General features: G+C 69.8%; 21 protein-coding genes and 1 tRNA gene. 6 read left to right on the top strand and 16 right to left on the bottom strand.

Features of this window, described 5'->3' with window-relative positions; all coding sequences use genetic code 11:
• Nucleotides 1-40: 40 nt before the first annotated feature.
• Both N1031_RS01935 and N1031_RS01930 read right to left on the bottom strand, forming a co-directional pair.
• Nucleotides 41-1300: a glycosyltransferase gene (locus N1031_RS01935; protein WP_375163599.1), complete on the bottom strand. Its 1260-nt coding sequence runs from the start codon at nucleotides 1298-1300 to the stop codon at nucleotides 41-43.
• Between the two features lie 58 nt (nucleotides 1301-1358).
• Nucleotides 1359-2273 carry a DMT family transporter gene (locus tag N1031_RS01930; protein WP_259477894.1) on the bottom strand — a complete coding sequence of 305 codons (915 nt, stop codon included), beginning with the start codon at nucleotides 2271-2273 and terminating at the stop codon, nucleotides 1359-1361.
• A 42-nt stretch (nucleotides 2274-2315) separates the two neighbouring features.
• On the opposite strand from N1031_RS01930, the gene def reads away from it, so the two are divergent.
• Complete coding sequence (gene def / locus N1031_RS01925) at nucleotides 2316-2882, top strand: peptide deformylase (protein ID WP_259477893.1); 567 nt, start codon at nucleotides 2316-2318, stop codon at nucleotides 2880-2882.
• An 87-nt stretch (nucleotides 2883-2969) separates the two neighbouring features.
• On the opposite strand, the gene N1031_RS01920 is transcribed toward def, so the two are convergent.
• From N1031_RS01920 to dusB, 8 genes are all read right to left on the bottom strand, one after another.
• On the bottom strand, nucleotides 2970-3275 hold the full coding sequence (locus N1031_RS01920) for an AzlD domain-containing protein (protein ID WP_259477892.1): 306 nt from the start codon (nucleotides 3273-3275) through the stop codon (nucleotides 2970-2972).
• The gene (locus tag N1031_RS01915; RefSeq protein ID WP_259477891.1) at nucleotides 3272-3997 is read right to left on the bottom strand and encodes an AzlC family ABC transporter permease; all 726 of its coding nucleotides are present in this window, start codon (nucleotides 3995-3997) and stop codon (nucleotides 3272-3274) included. The genes N1031_RS01920 and N1031_RS01915 overlap by 4 nt, the downstream gene beginning before the upstream one ends.
• Before the next feature lie 149 nt (nucleotides 3998-4146).
• Nucleotides 4147-4219 (bottom strand) — tRNA-Asn (locus tag N1031_RS01910).
• Nucleotides 4220-4282: 63 nt separating this feature from the next.
• Complete coding sequence (locus tag N1031_RS01905; protein WP_259477890.1) at nucleotides 4283-5287, bottom strand: D-isomer specific 2-hydroxyacid dehydrogenase family protein; 1005 nt, start codon at nucleotides 5285-5287, stop codon at nucleotides 4283-4285.
• Entirely contained in the window at nucleotides 5284-6156 is an 873-nt protein-coding gene (locus N1031_RS01900; protein WP_259477889.1) for an ATP-binding cassette domain-containing protein, read from the bottom strand. The genes N1031_RS01905 and N1031_RS01900 overlap by 4 nt, the downstream gene beginning before the upstream one ends.
• Nucleotides 6157-6181: 25 nt before the next feature.
• Nucleotides 6182-8209: a DNA primase gene (dnaG, locus tag N1031_RS01895; protein WP_259477888.1), complete on the bottom strand. Its 2028-nt coding sequence runs from the start codon at nucleotides 8207-8209 to the stop codon at nucleotides 6182-6184.
• A gap of 3 nt (nucleotides 8210-8212) precedes the next feature.
• Nucleotides 8213-9532, bottom strand: a complete 1320-nt coding sequence (locus tag N1031_RS01890) for a deoxyguanosinetriphosphate triphosphohydrolase (protein WP_259477887.1) — start codon at nucleotides 9530-9532, stop codon at nucleotides 8213-8215.
• A complete protein-coding gene (gene dusB, locus N1031_RS01885; RefSeq protein WP_259477886.1) occupies nucleotides 9525-10712 on the bottom strand; it encodes a tRNA dihydrouridine synthase DusB in 1188 nt (395 codons plus the stop codon). Before dusB ends, N1031_RS01890 begins: the two co-directional genes overlap by 8 nt.
• A gap of 92 nt (nucleotides 10713-10804) precedes the next feature.
• On the opposite strand from dusB, the gene N1031_RS01880 reads away from it, so the two are divergent.
• The gene (locus N1031_RS01880; protein ID WP_259478055.1) at nucleotides 10805-11296 is read left to right on the top strand and encodes an aminoacyl-tRNA deacylase; all 492 of its coding nucleotides are present in this window, start codon (nucleotides 10805-10807) and stop codon (nucleotides 11294-11296) included.
• 158 nt (nucleotides 11297-11454) lie between these two features.
• On the opposite strand, the gene N1031_RS01875 is transcribed toward N1031_RS01880, so the two are convergent.
• From N1031_RS01875 to thyX, 6 genes are all read right to left on the bottom strand, one after another.
• Nucleotides 11455-12132, bottom strand: coding sequence for a DsbA family oxidoreductase (locus tag N1031_RS01875; RefSeq protein WP_259477885.1), 678 nt, complete (start codon nucleotides 12130-12132; stop codon nucleotides 11455-11457).
• 27 nt (nucleotides 12133-12159) lie between these two features.
• Nucleotides 12160-12981, bottom strand: a complete 822-nt coding sequence (locus N1031_RS01870) for an isoprenyl transferase (RefSeq protein ID WP_259477884.1) — start codon at nucleotides 12979-12981, stop codon at nucleotides 12160-12162.
• Entirely contained in the window at nucleotides 12978-13730 is a 753-nt protein-coding gene (gene recO, locus N1031_RS01865) for a DNA repair protein RecO (RefSeq protein ID WP_259477883.1), read from the bottom strand. Before recO ends, N1031_RS01870 begins: the two co-directional genes overlap by 4 nt.
• A gap of 48 nt (nucleotides 13731-13778) precedes the next feature.
• Nucleotides 13779-14453 carry a GAP family protein gene (locus tag N1031_RS01860; RefSeq protein ID WP_259477882.1) on the bottom strand — a complete coding sequence of 225 codons (675 nt, stop codon included), beginning with the start codon at nucleotides 14451-14453 and terminating at the stop codon, nucleotides 13779-13781.
• Between the two features lie 76 nt (nucleotides 14454-14529).
• Nucleotides 14530-16296, bottom strand: coding sequence for a 2-isopropylmalate synthase (gene leuA, locus N1031_RS01855; protein ID WP_259477881.1), 1767 nt, complete (start codon nucleotides 16294-16296; stop codon nucleotides 14530-14532).
• A 139-nt stretch (nucleotides 16297-16435) separates the two neighbouring features.
• The gene (gene thyX, locus N1031_RS01850) at nucleotides 16436-17164 is read right to left on the bottom strand and encodes an FAD-dependent thymidylate synthase (protein ID WP_259477880.1); all 729 of its coding nucleotides are present in this window, start codon (nucleotides 17162-17164) and stop codon (nucleotides 16436-16438) included.
• Between the two features lie 81 nt (nucleotides 17165-17245).
• On the opposite strand from thyX, the gene N1031_RS01845 reads away from it, so the two are divergent.
• From N1031_RS01845 to N1031_RS01830, 4 genes are read left to right on the top strand one after another with little or no spacing between them, the layout of a single operon-like run.
• On the top strand, nucleotides 17246-17707 hold the full coding sequence (locus N1031_RS01845; protein ID WP_259477879.1) for a thioredoxin family protein: 462 nt from the start codon (nucleotides 17246-17248) through the stop codon (nucleotides 17705-17707).
• Complete coding sequence (locus tag N1031_RS01840) at nucleotides 17704-18153, top strand: DUF4395 domain-containing protein (protein ID WP_259477878.1); 450 nt, start codon at nucleotides 17704-17706, stop codon at nucleotides 18151-18153. Before N1031_RS01845 ends, N1031_RS01840 begins: the two co-directional genes overlap by 4 nt.
• Nucleotides 18154-18203: 50 nt before the next feature.
• Entirely contained in the window at nucleotides 18204-18629 is a 426-nt protein-coding gene (locus N1031_RS01835; protein ID WP_259477877.1) for an OsmC family peroxiredoxin, read from the top strand.
• Nucleotides 18626-19531, top strand: a complete 906-nt coding sequence (locus N1031_RS01830; RefSeq protein ID WP_259477876.1) for a TIGR01777 family oxidoreductase — start codon at nucleotides 18626-18628, stop codon at nucleotides 19529-19531. Before N1031_RS01835 ends, N1031_RS01830 begins: the two co-directional genes overlap by 4 nt.
• The last annotated feature ends 3 nt before the right edge of the window (nucleotides 19532-19534 follow it).

Below are 19534 nucleotides of genomic sequence, written 5' to 3'. Positions count from 1 at the left end.
ACGATACCGTGCACGGGCGGGCGCACCGCGCATCCCGAACTCAGGCCTTGCGCGACGACGGCGGCATGACGGCCGGGTCGGTGACCGGCTCGCCGCGGTAGAGGTGCTCGAAGGTGGTGAGGGTGCGCTGGATGTCGTGCGCCGAGACGATGGAGAGCGACTCGCGCTTGAAGGCGTCGAGCTCGTTCTGCGGCAGCCGCAGCACCTTTTCGAGCTTCGCCGCGAGGTCGTGCTCGTCGCCAGGGCGGAAGAGGTAGCCGTTCTCGCCGTCGTGCACGAGGTGCGGCAGCGCCATGGCGTCGGCGGCCACGACGGGCAGCCCGCTGGCGAGGGCCTCCATCGTGGCGATGCTCTGCAGTTCGGCGATCGACGGCATGGCGAACACGGTCGAACGCGTGTAGGCCTTGCGCAACTCCTCCTCGGTGACGTAACCGGTGAAGGTGGCGCGGTCGCCGAGCCCGAGCTGCTCGGCCATGGCCTGCAGGTTCTTCAGCTGGTCGCCGCCGCCCACGATCTCGACCTTGGTGTCGAGGTCGGCGGGGAGCAGAGCGATCGCCTTGAGCAGCACGTCGATCTGCTTCTCGCCCGCCACCCGGCCCACGAAGAGCACCCGGTTCTCGGTGCGCGGCGTGAAGTCGGGCGTGTAGCTGTCGGCGTCGATGCCGCACGAGATGGCATAGATGTCGTGGATACCCGTGGCCTTCTCGAAGAAGTCGGCGGCCTTGCGGGTGGGGGCCGTGACCGCATCGGCGCGGATGAACGACCGGCGGGCCGCGGCCCAGGCCAGACCGATGGCCCAGTTCTGCAGGAACTTCGGGATGAAGCTGAACTGCAGCATGTTCTCGGGCATGACGTGGTTCGTGCCCACGATGCGGATGCCGCGCTTCTTCGCCTCGCCCGAGACACCCCGGCCGACGATGATGTGCGACTGGAAGTGCACCACGTCGGGCTTCACCTCGTCGATGATGCGGGAGCTGTTCTGCTGGATGCGCCACGGGATCGCGAAGCGCAGCCAGTCGTGGGGGTACCAGCGCCAGCTGTGCAGGCGGTGCGCGGTGATGACCTGGCCGTCGTACACCTCTTTCCAGGTGCCGTGCTTACGGCCGGCAGCGGGGGCGACCACGTGCACATCGTGTCCGCGCGAGGCGAGACCGGAGGCGAGGTGCTCGGAGAAGCGCGCAGACCCGTTGACGTCGGGCGCGAAGGTGTCGGCGCCGATCAGGATCCTCAGGGGCCGGGGGTCCGCACCGGGCGCGGTCTGCGCATCCGGAGCGGTGTTCGGTTCTGGGGAGTGGGTCAAGTCGTCGTCTTTCCTGCTCGATGGTGCCCGGTGGCGGGAGGGATTCGGAAGCCCCAGCCTAACGCTTGGCCTGCGGATGGAAGCGGGCCAGGCCGAACACGCCGAGGATCGCCACCAGACCGAACAGCACGTAGGCCACGAGCGCCCACGGCGGAGCCTGCGACGCCTCGCCCAGCACGGTGATGCCGATCGCGACCGCGACGAGCGGGTCGATGACCGTGAGCCCGGCGATGACGAGGTCGGGCGGGCCGGAGGCGTAGGCATTCTGGACGAAGTACCCACCGAGCGCCGCAGCGGCCAGCAGACCGGCCAGCGCGAGGATGGTGAGCCACCCGAAGTCCTCCTGGAAGAGGCGGCTGATGACCACCTTGGCGAGGGTCGCGACGAAGCCGTACAGCACGCCGGCGCCCACGATATAGGCGATGGCCTTGAACTTCTTGCGGAGGAACACGAAGGCGACCGCGAACAGCAGCAGCACCACGCTGAGGATGACCAGGATGACGATGAGGTCGCGGGTGGTGACGGGCTTGTCGCGCGCCGTGAACGCGGCCACCAGCACGAACAGGCCCACACCGCCGACGCAGAGCACGATGGAGATGACGGAGCTGCGGTTGAGCTTGACCTTGCTCACCCGGGAGTTCAGCACCGCCGTGATGACGAGAGCGACCGCGCCGAGCGGCTGCACCACGATGATGGGCGAGAAGCCGAGGCTCGTGAGCTGGAACACGATGGCGAGGCCCAGCATGAGGGTGCCGATGACCCACGACGGCCGGGCGAGCAGCGCGAGCAGCTGCTTCACGTTGAGGCCCTTGTCGGCCTCGCCGGTGTTCGCCTCCACCTTCGCCACACCGCGGTGCTGGAACTGCGCGCCGAGGCTGAGGAACACGGCACCCACGAGCGCGATCGGGATGCCGATGAACTGCTTCGGGTCGAGTGCGATCGGCGCGGTCAGTTCGAGGAGTCCGGAGGGCACCCGTCGACACTACCCCGGAAGGCGCGCCGCTAGGCTGAGCGAATGGCCGTTCTGCCGATCCTGATCTCCGGAGACCCCGTCCTCCACACTCCCGCCTCTCCCGTCGGCGACGTCGACGACACCGTACGCACCCTCGTGGCCGACATGTTCGAGACGATGGACGCTGCCCCGGGCGTCGGCCTCGCCGCACCCCAGGTGGGCGTGCCGCTGCGCCTGTTCGTCTACGGCTGGACCGACGACGCCGACGTGCTGCACCGCGGCGTGGCGGTCAACCCCGAGCTGTTCATCACCCCGACCACCACCGAGCCCGCAGACGACGACCACGACGTCGAAGGCTGCCTGTCGTTCCCGGGTGAGCGGTTCCCGCTCGTGCGCGGCACGTCGGCGATCCTGCGCGCGACCGACCTCGACGGCTCGCCGTTCGTCATCGAGGCGAGCGGGTGGCTGGCGCGCATCTTCCAGCACGAGTTCGACCACCTCGAGGGGCGGCTGTACGTCGACCGGCTCGAGCACGCCTACGCGAAGGTCGCGGCCAAGGTGGAGCGCAAGAGCGGCTGGGGTGTGCCCGGGCTCAGCTGGCTGCCGGGGCGCGACGACCTCGACGCGTGAGGGGTGACGGATGCGCGTCTGCCTCGGCGTGCATCCGATCGGTTCATTCTTCGGCCGGGCGCTGGGCGCTGGGCGTGCATCCGACCCTCAGGTCAGGGCGCGGATGAGGGCGGCGACGCCCGCCGCCACGATCACCACCACCACGAACGGCACCCGCAGGGCGTAGAGGCCGGCGGCGACGATGACGGCCGGCACCCGCGCATCCACCTGGATCGACTGCCCGGCGCCGAGTGTCTGCACCGCGATGAGGCCGGCCAGGAGTGCCACAGTGAGCAGGTTCGCGATGCGGGAGATGGTGGGATGCTCGAAGGCGCGCGGTGGGATGAGGTAGCCGACCGCTTTGAGGCCGACGCAGATGATCGACGCGAGGATGACCACGTTCCAGGTGCTCATGGGCGCCCCTCCCCCGGCTCGGCCGCGTCGCCGCCGCGCGCGCGTGCGAACAGGTTGAGGGCTCCGACGACGATCGCCACCACGGCCGCTACCAGCACCGGAAGCCCCGGCATGAGCACCGGCGTCAGCAGCGTGGCCACGACCGCGGCGCCGACCGCCACCGCCTGGGTCTGCCGCTCCTTGAGTCGTGGCCAGAGCAGGCCGAGAAAGGCGGCCGCAGCCGCCGCATCCAGCCCGTAGGCGCTCACGTCGCCGAGCAGGTCGCCGATCAGGGCGCCCACGAGGGTGGTGAGGTTCCAGCCGAGATAGATCGCGAGGCCGGTCACCCAGAAGCCGAGACGCTGCGCGGACGGGGTGCGCTGGGCGGTCGACACCGCCACCGATTCGTCGATGGTGAGCTGAGCCGCCGCGGCCCTCCTGAAGAAGCCCGGGCCGATGACGGGGGCCATCCTGATGGAGTAGAACACGTTGCGTGTGCCGAGCAGCGCGGCGCTCGTGATGGCCGAGGGGCCGGCCGCGAGTCCGCCCGAGGCGAGCACGCCGATCAGCGCGAACTGCGAGCCGCCGGTGAACATGACCAGGCTAAGGAAGCAGGTCTGCCACACGTCGAGCCCTGAGAGCACCGCGAGGGCACCGAACGACACTCCGTACACCGCCGTCGCGAGCCCCACTGCGAGGCCCGAGCGCACCGCCGCGCGCTCGTCGGGGGTGCGGGTGGTCATCGTTCGATGATGTCACGCGAGCGGCGAGACCCGCGGATGCGCGAGCGGGCCGGTCGAGGACGAGTGGCCTGTTGACGGCGCATGCGGCGCGCGGCGCGGTCGTCACCGGGAACACAAAAGGCCCCGCGGGTGGAGCCGCGAGGCCTTCGCTCCCCGACTTGGACTCGAACCAAGAACCTGCCGGTTAACAGCCGGCTGCTCTGCCAATTGAGCTATCGAGGAATGCTGCCGAAACAGCGTAGAAACTCTATCACTGATCGGCGCGCTGTTTTGACGACGGCGGCGTCAGTAGCCCGCCACCGGGTCGACGAGCCCCGCGAAGTCGCCCTTCCCGAGGAAGGCGGCCACGTTGTGCCGGATGCGCGCGGCCAGCAGCGGCGCGATCATCTCGGGCGTGTCTGCCGAGTGGGGCGTGACGATGGCCGTCGGCAGCGAGTACAGCGGGTGGCCGTCGGGCAGCGGTTCCGGATCGGTGACGTCGACGCCGGCCCCCGCGATCACGCCGCTCTCGAGCGCCTCGACCAGCGCATCCGTGTCGACCAGGCCACCACGGGCGATGTTCACCAGGACCGCCGACGGCTTCATGAGCGCGAAGGCGTCGGCATCGAAGAGCTTGCCGGTGCCCGCCGTGAGGGCGGCGGCGACCACCACCACGTCGGCGCCGGGCAGCACCTCGGCGAGCCGATCGCTGGTCACGGTGCGATCGGCGGCCGGCACGGGATCCGGCGACCGCCGCACGATCGTGGTGCGCACCCCGAACGGCTCGAGCAGCCGCAGCAGTTCGAGCGCGATGCCGCCGGCGCCCACGATCACCACGTCGAGCCCGTACAGCGACGACCCCGTCTTGGCTCCCCACGACGTGGTACGCAGCCGCACCGGGAGCTCACGCAGTAGAGCCAGCGTGAGGGTGAGGGCGTGCTCGGCCACCGGCTGGGCGTAGGCGCCCTTGGCGCTGGTCCAGACGAGGTCGGGCCGGCTCTGCTCGGCGATCGCGCCCGCGAAGGCGTCGACGCCCGCCCACGGCAGTTGCACCCATCCGACCGACGGATGCGCGGCGAGGGCCTCCGCGAAGGCGTCGCCTCCCGAGGAGTCGAGCCAGATCAGCCCGCGCGTCTCGGGCCCGAGCGGTGCGACCTGGCCGCCGGCCGCCTCGACCGCCGCCACGAACAGCTCCTCGGGCTCGGGCAGCACCGCGATCGGGCCGGCTTCGGGGCGCTGCGCCTCCGGCAGCACCTCCACGGGAACGGCGAGCACTTCGCGGTGGCGGCCTTCGTAGCCGGGTGCTGTCATCGGGTGGACCTTTCGTCGTTGGCGCCGTCGTCGGCGGGTGGATCGATCTCGTCGTAGGGGTCGGGATGCGCGGCCGCCTCGGCGAGGCCGGCGACGAACGGGTGATGGGGGTCGGCGAGCACCTCATCGATGGGCCCGAGGCCCACCACCACGCCCTCGTGGATGACGGCGACGCGGTCGACGGAGCGACGGAGCGCATCCAGGTCGTGGCTCACGATGAGCGCTGCGGCACCGCGGGCACGCTGGGCTGCGGCGATGACGTCGACGACCGTGCCCCGCACCGATACGTCGATGCCCGCGGTGGGCTCGTCGGCGATGAGCAGCGGTGGCTGCTGGATGAGTCCTCTGGCGACGGCCACACGCTGCCTCTGCCCGCTGGAGAGCTCGTGCGGCTGCTTCACCATCGTGCCCACCGGCAGCAGCAGGGCGTCGACGAGGGTGGCTGCCCGCAGGCCCGCCTCGTGGCGGTCGAAGCGCTTGTCGCGCAGCAACAGCGGCTCGGCCACGAGTTCGGCGACGGTCATGTTGGAGGTGAGGCGGGTTCCGGCGTCTTGGGGAACGTAGCCCACGCCCAGCGCGAGCTTCGCGGCCTTGGAGCGGCGCAGTCCTCGTAGCTCGACTCCCAGCACCTCGAGGCTGCCGCCGACGATACGGGGTGCGGGCTCGCGGCCCGACAGGAGCGCGGCCTGGCCCGAGATGATCTGCGCGAGAGTCGACTTGCCGGAGCCGCTGGAGCCCACGAGACCGACGATCTCGCCGGGTGCGACCGTGAGCGTGAACCCCTTCACGGCCGTGTGGGAGGCGCTCACGCTGTGGGCCGGGTACTCGATCGTGACATCGGAGGCCGCGATGACATTCGGTTCACTCATCGCATCGAGACTATGCCGCTCACCCTCACTCCGCCTGGAAGGCGCGGCGGTCGGACTCGAGTTGCACCAGCTGAACCTGCAGCTCGCGATACCCCGAAGGGTCGGCGACGGCGTCAGTGCGCTGCAGCCGGGCGATGAGCTCGTCTTTGCGCCGACGGAGGTGGCGCTGCACGAGGTCGCGCACGATGCTGCGCAGATAGGCCTCGATCTGGCGCTCCGGCCGCTCGGGGATCGGCGCGACGGCCAGCTCCTCGACCAGCGAGCGGCACTCCTCCGGCACATCGGCCTGCACCACGGCCACCCAGTCCTGCTGCGCGAGGGCGGAGACGTTGCGGCCGATCGAGTCGCGCACCGCGGCGAGCGGGGCCGAGCTGAAGCCGCACACCACCGCGTGCGCGATGAGCTCGGGGCCGACCACCTGGGGCGCCTGGAGGATCGCCATCAGGGCGTCGCGCTCAGTGCGCACGGCCGTCGTGGCGGGCAGATGGGTGAGCGAGATGCGCGGGCGCTGCTCGGGTGCGGGCGCGAGGTCGGTGAGCGAGGGCACTGCTCCCCCGCCGGTGGCCGGTACGGCGGTGACGACGCCGGACCCCGCCGAAGGGTCGACCCGCTGCGCGGGACCCTGGCGGCCCACACGCTGCAGGTCTCGCCCCTGGCCGCCCCGGTCGACCGAGCGCTGAGCGCCATCGGACGATCCACTCTGCCGCCCGCTCGAGTCAGCACCACGGCCGCGACGGGATGCGCGCTCGACCTCGGCCGTGACCTCGGGCAGGTCGACCGCGAGCATCTTGGCCAGCTCGCGGGTGTAGGCGGGGCGCAGGGCGGAGTCGCGGATGTCGGCCACGACCGGCGCCGCCTCCCGCAGGGCGGCCACTCGCCCTTCGACGCTGTCGAGATCGTAGGCGGACAGCCGCTGCTTGATGACGAACTCGAACATCGGCTTCTTGGACTTCACCATGCGCCGCACGGCGTCGTCGCCCTTCGCGAGACGGAGGTCGCAGGGGTCGAGCCCGTCGGGCGCGATGGCCACGTAGGTCTGCGCCGCGAAACGCTGCTCCTCGCTGAACGCGCGGAGCGCCGCCTTCTGGCCGGCCGCATCCGGGTCGAAAGTGAAGACCACCTCGCCGAGCCCCGAGGTGTCGTCGGAGAGCACCCGGCGCATGATCTTGATGTGGTCGACCCCGAACGAGGTGCCGCAGGTGGCGACGGCGGTGGTGACCCCGGCGAGATGGCAGGCCATCACATCGGTATAGCCCTCCACGACGACCACCTGCCGCGACCGGGCGATGTCGCGCTTGGCCAGGTCGAGCCCGTAGAGCACCTGGGCCTTGTGATAGATGGCGGTCTCGGGGGTGTTGAGGTATTTCGGCCCCTTGTCGTCGTCGTAGAGACGGCGCGCCCCGAAACCCACGGTCTGGCCGGTCTGGTCGCGGATGGGCCAGATGAGTCGGCCGCGGAACCGGTCGTAGCTGCCGCGGTCTCCGGCACTCAGCAGTCCGGCGGCGGTGAGCTCGGCCTCCGTGAAGCCGCGGCCGCGCAGGTGCTTGCCCAGGTTGTCCCAGCCCTGCGGCGCGTAGCCCACGCCGAACCGCGCAGCGGCCGCGGGGTCGAAACCACGTTCTCCGAGGAACGATCGCGCCGCCTCCGCACCCGGGGCGGTGAGCTGCTCGGCGAAGAACTCGCGGGCGGCGTCGTTGGCCGCGAGCAGGCGGGCCCGGTTGCCGTGGTCGGCGCCCGGGGCGCTGCCGTCTTCGTAGTGCAGTTCGAAGCCGATGCTCGCCGCCAGGCGCTCGACCGCCTCGCTGAAGGTGACGTGGTCCATCTTCTGCAGGAAGGTGAAGACGTCTCCGCCCTCACCGCAGCCGAAGCAGTGGTAGTAGCCCACCTGAGGGCGCACGTGGAAGCTGGGCGAGCGCTCGTCGTGGAAGGGGCAGAGGCCCTTCATCGAACCGACCCCGGCGCTCTTCAGCGTGACGAACTGCCCGACCACGTCGGCGATGTTGATGCGGGAGCGCACCTCGTCGATGTCTCCGCGACGGATGAGGCCGGCCACGATTCAGAGCGCGATCCTGGCCGCGAGGGCCTCGGCGGTGGTGGACTGCCGGCACAGCCGGGCGTGGAGGGCCACGGCGGTCTGGTCGGTGAGGCTGGCGACCTGATCGACCACCACGCGCCTCGCAGCCGTCTCGTCGTCTCCGGCACGACGCCAGTCGTCGCGGAACGCGGTGTCGAGAGCCGTTCCGCCCGACTCCCACAGGGCATCGGCCAGCTCGGCCAGCAGCATGCGCTGGTCGACGTAGAGCGGCTGGCGGGCGTCGCTCGACATGACGAACACCGACACGATGCCCTTCAGCGTGGCGATCTCGGCCGACACCTCCGCCGGCACGATGACGTCGGCGCCATAGCGCGTGATGCTCGGCGCGGGGAACGCCTCGCGGGTGGCCCTCGTGGCCGCGCCCGCGAATCGGCCGATCAGCTGACTGGTCAGATTCTTCAGCCGGGCGTGGTCGGCCCGCGAGTCGTCCCACTCCGAGATCCACACCCGGAGCGAGTCGAGACGGTCGAACGCGGCCGCGAGCTCGTCGAGCGAGAAGCCCCCGGCCCTGGCGTGGATGCGGCGCACCAGGGAGTCGTGGTCGACCCGGTCGCCGAGCACCGAGACGTCGATGTAGCCGTTGAGCACGGCGTCTTCGAAGTCGTGCACCGAGTAGGCGATGTCGTCGGACAGGTCCATCACCTGCGCCTCGACGCAGAGTCGACGCTCGGGAGCGCCGATGCGCACCCACTCGAACACCTCGACGTCGTCGTCGTAAACGCCGTACTTGAGCCGGCCGCTGGGGTCGGGAACCGGGTCGAGCGCCGTCCACGGGTACTTGCAGCTCGCGTCGAGACTGGCCCGCGTGAGGTTGAGCCCGAGGCTCCTCCCCGTGTCGTCGACCACCTTGGGCTCGAGCCGGCTGAGGATGCGGAGGCTCTGGGCGTTGCCCTCGAAACCTCCGATGCCCTGGGCCCACTCGTTGAGCGCTTTCTCGCCGTTGTGGCCGAAGGGCGGGTGACCGAGATCGTGGGCCAGGCAGGCGGTGTCGACTACGTCGGGGTCGAGGTCGAGGCTCGCGGCGAGCTCGCGGCCGACCTGCGCGACCTCGAGGGAGTGGGTGAGCCGGTTGCGCGCGAAGTCGGCGACCACCGCCGGACTGAGCACCTGCGTCTTCGCGGCCAGGCGCCGCAGCGACGACGAGTGCAGCACCCGCGCGCGGTCGCGGGCGAAGTCGCTGCGCCGGGTGTAGTGCTCTTCGGGCAGGAACCGCTCCGCGTCGGAGTCGTCGTACCCCTTCGTCGGGGCGTAGGTCGTGAGGTCGAGTGCCGGATCAGCCACCGCTGTGGTCCAGTTCGGCCTCGGCCAGGTCTGCCCGGCCCACTCCGCCGAGTTCGCGCGACTCGAGCCAGTTCTCGGGCAGCGCGGGCTTCTTCGGGCTGCCGGCGCGACCGCGGGGGCCTTCGGCGTCGGCTCCCGGGTAGGGCAGATCGCCGTCGAGGGTGGCGAGGATCTCGTCCATCGCGGCGAGCGACGTCACCGTGCTGAGCGCTGCACGCACCTCGTGACCGGCGGGGTAGCCCTTGAGATACCAGGCGACGTGCTTGCGGATGTCGCGGCACGCCCGCCCTTCGTCGCCGAAGAACTCCGTGAGCAGCTCGGCGTGCCGCCGGAGCGTGCGCGCCACGTCGCCCAGGCTGGGCGCGGCGCGCAACGCCGCCGCCTCCTCGGCGCCGAGCTCACCCGAGCGCACTCGGAACGCCGCGGCGAGGTCGCCGAAGAGCCAGGGCCGACCCAGGCAGCCGCGACCCACCACGACACCGTCGCACCCGGTCTGCTCCACCATCCGCACGGCGTCTTCACCCGACCAGATGTCTCCGTTGCCGAGCACCGGCACCCCGGTGATGGTCTCCTTGAGCGTGGCGATCGCATCCCAGTCGGCCGTGCCGCTGTAGAAGTCGGCCGCCGTGCGGGCGTGCAGCGCGATGGCCGCCACACCGGCGCCCTCGGCGGCCTTCGCCGCCTCGAGATAGGTGAGGTGGTCGCCGTCGATGCCCTTGCGCATCTTGACGGTCACCGGGATGTCGCCGGCCGCCTCCACCACCGACTCCACGATCTCGCGGAACAGGTCGAGCTTCCACGGCAGTGCCGCTCCCCCGCCCTTGCGCGTGACCTTGGGCACGGGACATCCGAAGTTCATGTCGATGTGGTCTGTGCGGTCTTCCTCCACCAGGATGCGTGCCGCCGCCGCCATGGTGGCCGGATCGACGCCGTAGAGCTGGATGGACCGCGGGGTCTCGCTCGGGTGGTGCGTGATGAGCCGCATGGTCTCGGGCGTGCGCTCGACCAGCGCACGGCTCGTGATCATCTCGCTGACGTAGAGCCCCGCGCCGAACTCGCGGCACAACCGGCGGAACGCGGTGTTCGTGATGCCCGCCATCGGAGCGAGCACGACGGGCACGTCGAGTTCGATCGGCCCGATGCTGAGCCGGTCGGCGAGGAGTGTGGTGGGAGTGGACATCGGGTCAATTCTTCCAGACGGATGCGATGAGCGTGTCGTTCACGGGAATCCTGTGGACGCGCATCCGGTTCTCTGCTTCTGTGGAGGACGAGATGGACGAGACGTTGACGGGGATCCAACGGGTGCGCGCCGACGCGTCGGCACGGGGACTGGACGTGGAGATCGTCGAGAGACCGGCGGCCGGATCGCTGGAGGCCGCGGCCGCCCTGCTCGGCCTCGAGCCCGCCGACATCATGAAGAGCCTCGTCGTGAAGCGGCACGACGGAGAATTCCTGTTCGCCCTCATCCCGGGCGACCGCCAGATCAGCTGGCCGAAACTGCGAGCCGTCGTGGGTGTGAACCGCCTCGCCATGCCGCACCAGGACGTCGCCCTCGACGCCACCGGATACGAACGGGGCACCATCACCCCGCTCGGCAGCACCACCGCCTGGCCCGTGTTCCAGGACGCGTCGTTCGCCGGCCGTCGGGTGGCGATGGGAGCGGGGGCCCACGGCCACAGCGCCTTCGTGCTGGCTGACGATCTCGCCGGCGCCCTGGGCGCGACGGTCGCCGACATCAGCGATCCGATCCCGCCTCGCCCCTGACACCGCGAGCACGGGTCGGGGGCGGGACGTGGATCAGAAGCTGCAGGTGTCGCCCTCGCAGGTCGCCGCGTTCGAGTCGCCGACCGCGATGAGCGGCCTCAACGGCACGACAGGCGCCGAGACCTCCGCCTGAGCCGTGGCCGCGGCATCCTGCCCGCTCACGCGCCGACCTCCGTGCGTTCCGCCGCCACCTGGGTGAGGACCTGCTCGAACACCGAGGCGTCCTGGGCGCCCGACACGCCGTAGCGGCCGTCGATCACGAAGAACGGCACGCCCTGGATGCCGTAGGCCACCGCCTGCTGCTGGTCGGCGTGCACGGCGGCGAGGAACTCGTCGGCCTCGAGCGAGCGCACCACGTCATCGCGGTCGAGGCCGATCTCGGCGGCGAGATCGGCCAGATCCTCCACCCGGCCCACGTGGCGCCCCTCGACGAAGTAGGCCTTCAGCAGGCGCTCCTTGGCCTCGAGCTGCTTGCCCTGCGCCTTCGCGTAGTGGATGAGCTGGTGCGCCTTGACCGTGTTGGTGTGCTTCACGGTGTCGAAGTCGTAGTCGAGGCCGACGTCGGAGGCGATACCGGTGACGCGATCGAGCATCTGCTCCACCTGCGCGACGGGCATGCCCTTGCGCTCCGCGAGGTAGGAGGTGGTGCTGCCTTCGAAGTCGACCGGGGTGTCGGGCGAGAGCTCGAAGGAGTGGTACTCGACCACGACCGGCGCGGCATCAGGGTCTTCGGAGTAGGCGGCTATGCCGTTCTCGAGCTTGCGCTTGCCGATGTAGCACCAGGGGCACGCGACGTCCGACCAGATGTCGATCTTGATGGGTTCTGAATCGCTCACGAGAAAGCCAACGCGGATGCGCGCCGACTATTCCACAGGACGCGGGGCGTCGGCCGGTTTGTCCACAGCTCCACCGAAGCGCCTGGTGCGACCCGAGTAATGCTCGATAGCCTCCCAGAGATCGGTCCTGGTGAAGTCGGGCCACAACCGGTCGAGAAAAACCATCTCCGCATAGGCGGACTGCCAGGGAAGGAAATTCGAGGTGCGCTGCTCACCAGAACTGCGAACGAACAGGTCCACATCGGGGAGCTCGGGCACGTACAGCCGACGCTGGATGAGCTTCTCCGAGACGGCGGAGGGCTTGAGGCGACCGGCCGCCACGTCGTCGGCGATGCTCTGCGCCGCGTCGACGATCTCGGTGCGGCCACCGTAGTTCACGCACATCGTGAGGGTGAGCGTCGAGTTCGACGCCGTCAGCTGCTCGGCGAACTGGAGTTCCTTGATCACCGACGCCCACAGCCGCGGCTTGCGGCCGGCCCAGCGGATGCGCACGCCCCACTCGTTCAGCTGGTCACGCCTGCGGTGCAGCACCTCGCGGTTGAAGCCCATGAGGAAGCGCACCTCGTCGGGCGAGCGCTTCCAGTTCTCGGTCGAGAACGCGTACACCGAGACGTGCTTGACGCCGATCTGGATGGCGCCCGCGACGACGTCGAGCAGCGCGGCCTCGCCGGCTCTGTGCCCCTCGATGCGGGTGAGGCCGCGCTGATTGGCCCAGCGCCCGTTTCCGTCCATCACGATGGCGACGTGCTGGGGCACCGCGGAGGCGGGGAGCGTCGGCGGGTGGATCCCCGTCCAGTCGAGGGGCCTGAACGGCTCGGCGAGCGGGGAGGTGGTGCGCACGGGGCTCACGGGCTGGTGACCTTCTTCGTCGTCTGCGACCGTTCGACGTGCTCGAGCGATCGGAGCCCGCGTTCCAGGTGCCATTGGGTGTACGCCGCCACGATACCGCTCGCCCGAGAGCGCACCGGTGTCTCCGAGGCGTCGGCCGTCTGCCAGTCCCCTGTGAGCAGGGCACCGAGGAGCCCGAGGGTCGCGGCGTCGAGCCTCGGAGTCCCCGGAGGGGCGACCTCGTCGCTCACCACGCCGCCGAGCTGCACCACGAACGCCGAGTGCGGGCCGGCCTCACCGGTCACGGCGCAGTCGTGGAAGCTCGGCGCCCAGCCGGCCATCGACAGGGCGCGGAGCAGATACGAGTCGAGCGTCAGCGCCGGCCCGTGCTCGCCGCGGGCGAGCGAGCGAAGCGCGCCCACGAGCAGGAGGTACTGCTGCAGGGAGGGTTCCGACTCGGTGAGCTTGTCGGCCGTCTCGACCATGGCGTTGGCGGCCGTGTAGCTGGCGTAGTCGGAGGTGATCTCGGCTCCGTATGAGCCGAGGGTGACCGCCTGGGTGATGGTGTCGAGGGTGCGGCCCTCGTAGAACTGCACGTCGGCCACCATGAAGGGCTCGAGACGGGCACCGAACTTCGACGCCGTGCGGCGGACTCCCCGGGCAACCGCCCTCACCTTGCCGTGCTGGCGGGTGAGCATCGTCACGATGCGGTCGGCTTCACCCAGCTTGTGGGTGCGCAGCACGACGACTTCATCACGATAGGTGGGCACCCACCGATTATCCCTCCGACCCGGCCCGACGGAGCCGAGGAACGCCGATCAGAACGCCTCGAACGCCCGTCCGAGTTGCAGGGCACCCAGGATGACGAAGAGCACGGCGAGGATCAGGTTGTTGTGCCTGATGAGAGTGGCCTTCGCGGAGTTGAGCGTGTCGATGATCGTGCGCGAGCCCACTCCACCGACGACCGTGATGGTGATCAGACCGAGACAGGAGACCAGAACGAACACCGCAGACACCACGAACACCAGCGACCACTCCAACTGGGCGTTGCCGATCGACGCTCCGGCGGCGATCGCGATCGGGACGTTCTTGACGTTGGCGATGCCGAGAACGATGCCGAGTCCAGCCGACTTGACGGGCCCGAACGAGTCGATCGCCGCGAGCCACTTCGGCTCCACCGGTTCGACTCCCTTCTTGGGACGCTTCTTCCAGCAGCGGTACGCCAGGAAGAAGAACAGCGCGGCGAACGCGAACCCGATCACGATGTGGATGACCTGGGCGAAGAACGAGTCGTTCTGGGTGGTGCCCTTCGAACCCGAAGCCAGACCCAGCACCAGAGCGAAGAACGACAGCGCGAAGGCGACCGTGAAGGCCAACGCGTTCACCCGCCCCTTGGGGCCCAGCATCAGCGAGATCACGGCGACGAGAGGCAGCGGGGAGACGATGACGGCGACCGAGAGAGGGAGGATGTCGCCGAGCACATGCCAGAACATGTGCTCACACTATCGGCACGCGGCAGCCGTTCGCGGGCGGTTTTCCGGGGCGCGCGTGACGCACGCCCCGGAACGCTCAGGCTCCGACGAGCTCGCGGTCGGCGTCGCGCACCCGGATCGCCCGGTTGACGGCGCTCACGACTGCCTTGAGCGACGCGGTCGAGATGTCGGCGTCGATTCCGACACCCCACAGTCGCGTTCCGTCGACCTGCAGCTCCACGTAGGCGGCCGCCAGGGCGTCGCCCGAGGCGCTGAGGGCGTGCTCGACGTAGTCGTACAGCTTGATCTCGATGCCCTGTTCACTCATCAGCTTGAGGAAGGCGTCGATCGGTCCGTTGCCCACGGCGCCCGTCTCGATCACCTCGTCGCCCACCCTCAGCTCCACGTCGAGCGACACCGAGCCACCCAGGTCGCTCGCGGTGCGGGTGCGGGTGAGCTCGAAGCGGCCCCACTTGTCCTCGGCACGGTGCGCGGGTGCCGGCAGGTACTCGTCGTTGAAGATGGCCCAGATCTCGTCGCTCGTGACCTCGCCGCCCTCCTCGTCGGTCTTCGCCTGCACGACACCGGAGAACTCGATCTGGAGCTTCCGCGGCAGGTCGAGCGCGTGATCGGTCTTCAGCAGGTAGGCGACGCCGCCCTTGCCCGACTGCGAGTTCACGCGGATCACCGCTTCGTACGAACGGCCGAGATCTTTCGGGTCGACCGGCAGGTAGGGCACCGCCCAGGTCAGCTCGTCGACAGACACACCCTGCTCGGCGGCATCGGCCGCCATCGCTTCGAAGCCCTTCTTGATCGCATCCTGGTGCGAGCCGCTGAAGGCCGTGTATACCAGGTCGCCGGCCCAGGGGCTGCGCTCGTGCACCTTCAGCTGGTTGCAGTACTCCGCCGTGCGGCGCACGTGGTCGAGGTCGCTGAAGTCGATCTGCGGGTCGATGCCCTGGGTGAACAGGTTGATGCCGAGCGCCACCAGGTCGACGTTGCCGGTGCGCTCGCCGTTGCCGAACAGGCAGCCCTCGATGCGGTCGGCTCCTGCCAGGTAACCGAGCTCGGCGGCGGCGACACCCGTGCCGCGGTCGTTGTGCGGGTGCAGCGAGATGATCACGTTCTCGCGGTGGTCGATGTGCCGCCCCATCCACTCGATCGAGTCGGCGTACACGTTGGGCGTCGCCATCTCGACGGTGGAGGGCAGGTTGATGATGACCTTACGCTCGGGCGTGGGCTCGAACACCTCGAGCACCTGGTTGCAGATGTCGACCGCGAACTCCAGCTCGGTGCCCGTGTAGCTCTCGGGCGAGTACTCGTAGTAGACCGTCGTCTCCGGCACGGTCTTCTCGAACTCCCGGCACAGCCGCGCTCCCTCGAGTGCGATGTCGACGACGCCCTGCTTGTCGGTGCGGAACACCACGTCGCGCTGGAGCACGCTCGTGGAGTTGTAGAGGTGCACGATCGCCTGCTTGGCACCCTTGATCGATTCGTAGGTGCGCTTGATGAGGTGCTCCCGCGCCTGAGTCAGCACCTGGATCGTCACGTCGTCGGGGATGGCGTTCTCCTCGATGAGCGACCGCACGAAGTCGAAGTCGGTCTGCGAGGCGCTCGGGAACCCGACCTCGATCTCCTTATAGCCCATCTGCACGAGCAGGTCGAACATGATGCGCTTGCGCTCGGGGCTCATCGGGTCGATGAGCGCCTGGTTGCCGTCACGCAGGTCGACCGCGCACCACCGGGGTGCCTCGGTGATGCGCTTGGACGGCCAGGTGCGGTCGGGCAGATCGACCGTGATCTGCTCGTGGTACGGGCGGTATTTGTGAACCGGCATGGCCGACGCGGCCTGATTGTTCTTCATGGTGTGCGATTTCCCTCTGCGAGATGTGTGGTCAGCCGACAGCGAACTCCGCGACGAGAGAGGCCTGAAAACTAGGACTCGTCGCGGCAGCTAAGAAGGAGCAGACCGAACAGCACGACACCAGCCTAGCAGGTGCCGCCTAAGGGGCCACCCGCCCGTTGGCGTCGAAAGCGGCGGCCGTGAGAGGCATCAGCTCGGCCCAGAAGCCCTCCATCTTCTCGGCGCACATCTCGATCTCGCGCTGCGGAAAGCTCGGGAAGGTGCTCCCCTCGTGCTTGGTGCGAAGAGACAGGAAGTTCATGAGCGACCGCGCGTTCATGGTGACGTACATCGACGAGTAGATGGTGAGCGGCAGCACGATGCGTGCGACCTCCCGGGCGATGCCCGCCTCGAGCATCCGCTCGTACGACTCGAACGCCGCCGTGCACACCGTGCGCACCTCGTCGGAGACGAGCTGCGACTGCTCGGCAGACCCGGGCAGGAACTCGTAGGCGCCGGGCTTGCCGACCTGCACGAGGTTGCGCTCCGGCGCGGGCACGTAGAACACGGGTCGGAGCTGCCGGTAGCGCCCCGACTCCTCGTTGTAACTCGCGATCCGGTGCCGCATGAACTCGCGGAACACGAAGATGGGCGCCTGCACGTAGAAGGTCATGGAGTTGTGCTCGAACGGCGAGCCGTGTCGGTCGCGCATGAGGTAGTTGATGAGGCCCCGATCGCGCTTCGGATTGGCCTCCGCGCCGGCCTCGGCGGCCTCGAGCGTCTGCTCGCCCTGAGTCGACACCCGGGCGGCGAAGAGCACGTCGGAGTCGTGCGCACTCGCCCGAACGAGCTCCACGGTCACGTCGGAACGGAATTCGATCTCGGCCACCCCCACACGATACCGGCCGGATGCGTCACAAACGTCACAATCCCTCGCCGGTAAGGCTCCCCCCGTTACTGTTCGAGCACCATGGACTGGATCATCCCCGCGGCCGTCATCGTCGGCCTGCTCGCCGTGAGCACCGCGCTCGGGCTGATCTGGCGAGCCCGCCAGGGAGCACCCGCCGTCGTGACACCCGGCAGTTCCGCCCCGCGGCGCGAGAACGACACCGTCGACCTCGACGAGCTCGGCGCCGGCGGCGCACCCCACGCCCCACATCAGGGAACCCGCGCCACCCTCGTGCAGTTCTCCACCGCCTACTGCTCCAGCTGCCCCGCCACCCGGCGGGTGCTGAGCGGCATCTCCGAAGGGAGCGCCGACGTCGCCTACCTCGACGTCGACGTCACCGAGCGCGGCGACCTCATCCGCCGCTTCCGCATCCTGCAGACCCCGACCGTGCTCGTGCTCGACCGGCACGGCGAGGTGCGCACCCGTTTCGGCGGCGCCGTCCGCCCCGCCGCCGTGCGGACCGCCCTGGAGGGAATCCGATGATCGACCCGCGCGCCCCGCGCTTCACCGCCGGCATCACCGCCGTGCTGCTGCTCGTCACGATCGCGCTGAGCTTCGCCGCGACGGTGGCGGCGTGGGTGCTGCTGCTCGCGCTCGCCCTGCTGTTCTTGTGGGGTGCGACAGCCGGTGTCAAGCGCCATCCCTTCGGGCTCTTGTTCCGCGCCGCCATCCGGCCGCGGCTCGCACCGCCGACCGAGCTCGAAGACCCGAAACCGCCGACCTTCGCCCAGCTCGTGGGCTTCATCGTCACGGGCGCCGGCGTGCTCCTCGCACTCCTCGGCGTTCCGTACGCGGTCACCGTGGCCGCCTCGCTCGCCTTCGTGGCCGCCTTCCTCAACTCCGTCTTCGGATACTGCATCGGCTGCCAGCTCTACCTGCTGCTCGCGCGGTTCCGTCGCAGTGCCGGCACGCCCGCCGCCGGCGCCTGATGCCGTGACCCTCCGGACGGCATAGTCTGGGTCCGTCGGACGGAGGACCCATGACCGCCACCAGCGAGGCCACCACGGTGTGGCGCGGCGACCTGCTGAGCGGGTCGGGCACCACCACCCTCGACTCCTCGGGCTCAGGGGTCTTCGCGGTCGACTGGCGCACCCGCACGCACGGCTCCACCGGCGCCACCACACCCGAAGAGCTGCTGGGTGCCGCGCACGCATCCTGCTTCTCGATGGCGTTCGCGCACGCCCTCGCTCAGTTCGGCACTCCCCCGGAGTCGCTGCAGACCACGGCCGCCGTCACCTTCGACCCCGCCGTGGGCATCACCGGCAGCCATCTGCTGGTGAGCGCGGTGGTCCCGGGCATCGACGAAGCCGACTTCGAGCGCCTCGCCGACGAGGCCAAGACCGGGTGCCCCGTGTCGCGTGCTCTCACGGGTATCCCGATCACCCTCGAGGCGAGCCTGGCATGAGCGAGCACGCCACGAGCAAGACGGTCGTCATCGCGGGGGCGTCGGGCTTCATCGGCTCCGAGCTCACCCGTCAGTTGCAGGATGCGGGCCACACGGCGATCGCGCTGGTGCGCCGCCCCGCACGCACACCCTCCGAGCGCACTTGGGACCCGGAGGCGCGCTGGCTGAAGCCCGGCCTCATCGACGGCGTCGACGCCGTGGTGAATCTCTCGGGCGCATCCATCTCGCGTCTGCCGTGGACCTTTTCGTACAAGAAGGAGATCCTGCAGTCGCGGATCGCCGCCACCTCCACTCTGGCCGAGGCGATCCTGCGCAGCGACGATCCACCGGCCGCCTTCGTCAGCGGGTCGGCGGTCGGGTTCTACGGCGACAGGCCGGGCGAGCTGCTCACCGAGGCCGCCCCCGTGGGCGCAGGGTTCCTCGCGCGGGTCGCCGACGCCTGGGAGCGAGCCGCCGCACCCGCGGCCGCCGCCACCCGCCTCGTCACGATCCGCACCGGCATCGTGATCGGCGACGGCGGCGGAGCCCTCAAACCCCTGCGCCTCATCGCGAAGGCGGGCCTCGCCGGTCCGCTCGGCAGCGGCCGCCAGATCTGGCCCTGGATCGGACTGCACGACGAAGCCGCCGCCATCCGTCACCTCGCCCTCGACTCCGAGCTCTCCGGGCCGGTGAACCTCGTCGGACCGCGTCCGGTCTCGGCCTCGGTCGTCGTGCGCCAGTTCGCCGAGGAGCTGCATCGGCCCTTCTGGCTACCCACCCCGGCCTGGGCGCTCAAGGCGGCTCTGGCCGACGCCGGCCGCGACCTCCTCCTCTCCGACCAGGACGTCTCGAGCCAACTCCTCGCCGCCGACGGCTTCACCTTCCGCGACGAGACCGTCACCGCCGCCCTCGCCGCCCTCTGACCA

The sequence above is a fragment of the Herbiconiux moechotypicola genome, assembly GCF_024979255.1.
GTDB lineage: Bacteria > Actinomycetota > Actinomycetes > Actinomycetales > Microbacteriaceae > Herbiconiux > Herbiconiux moechotypicola.
Note: the sequence above shows the minus strand (reverse complement) of the source record. Positions and strands in the feature narration are given on the sequence as shown.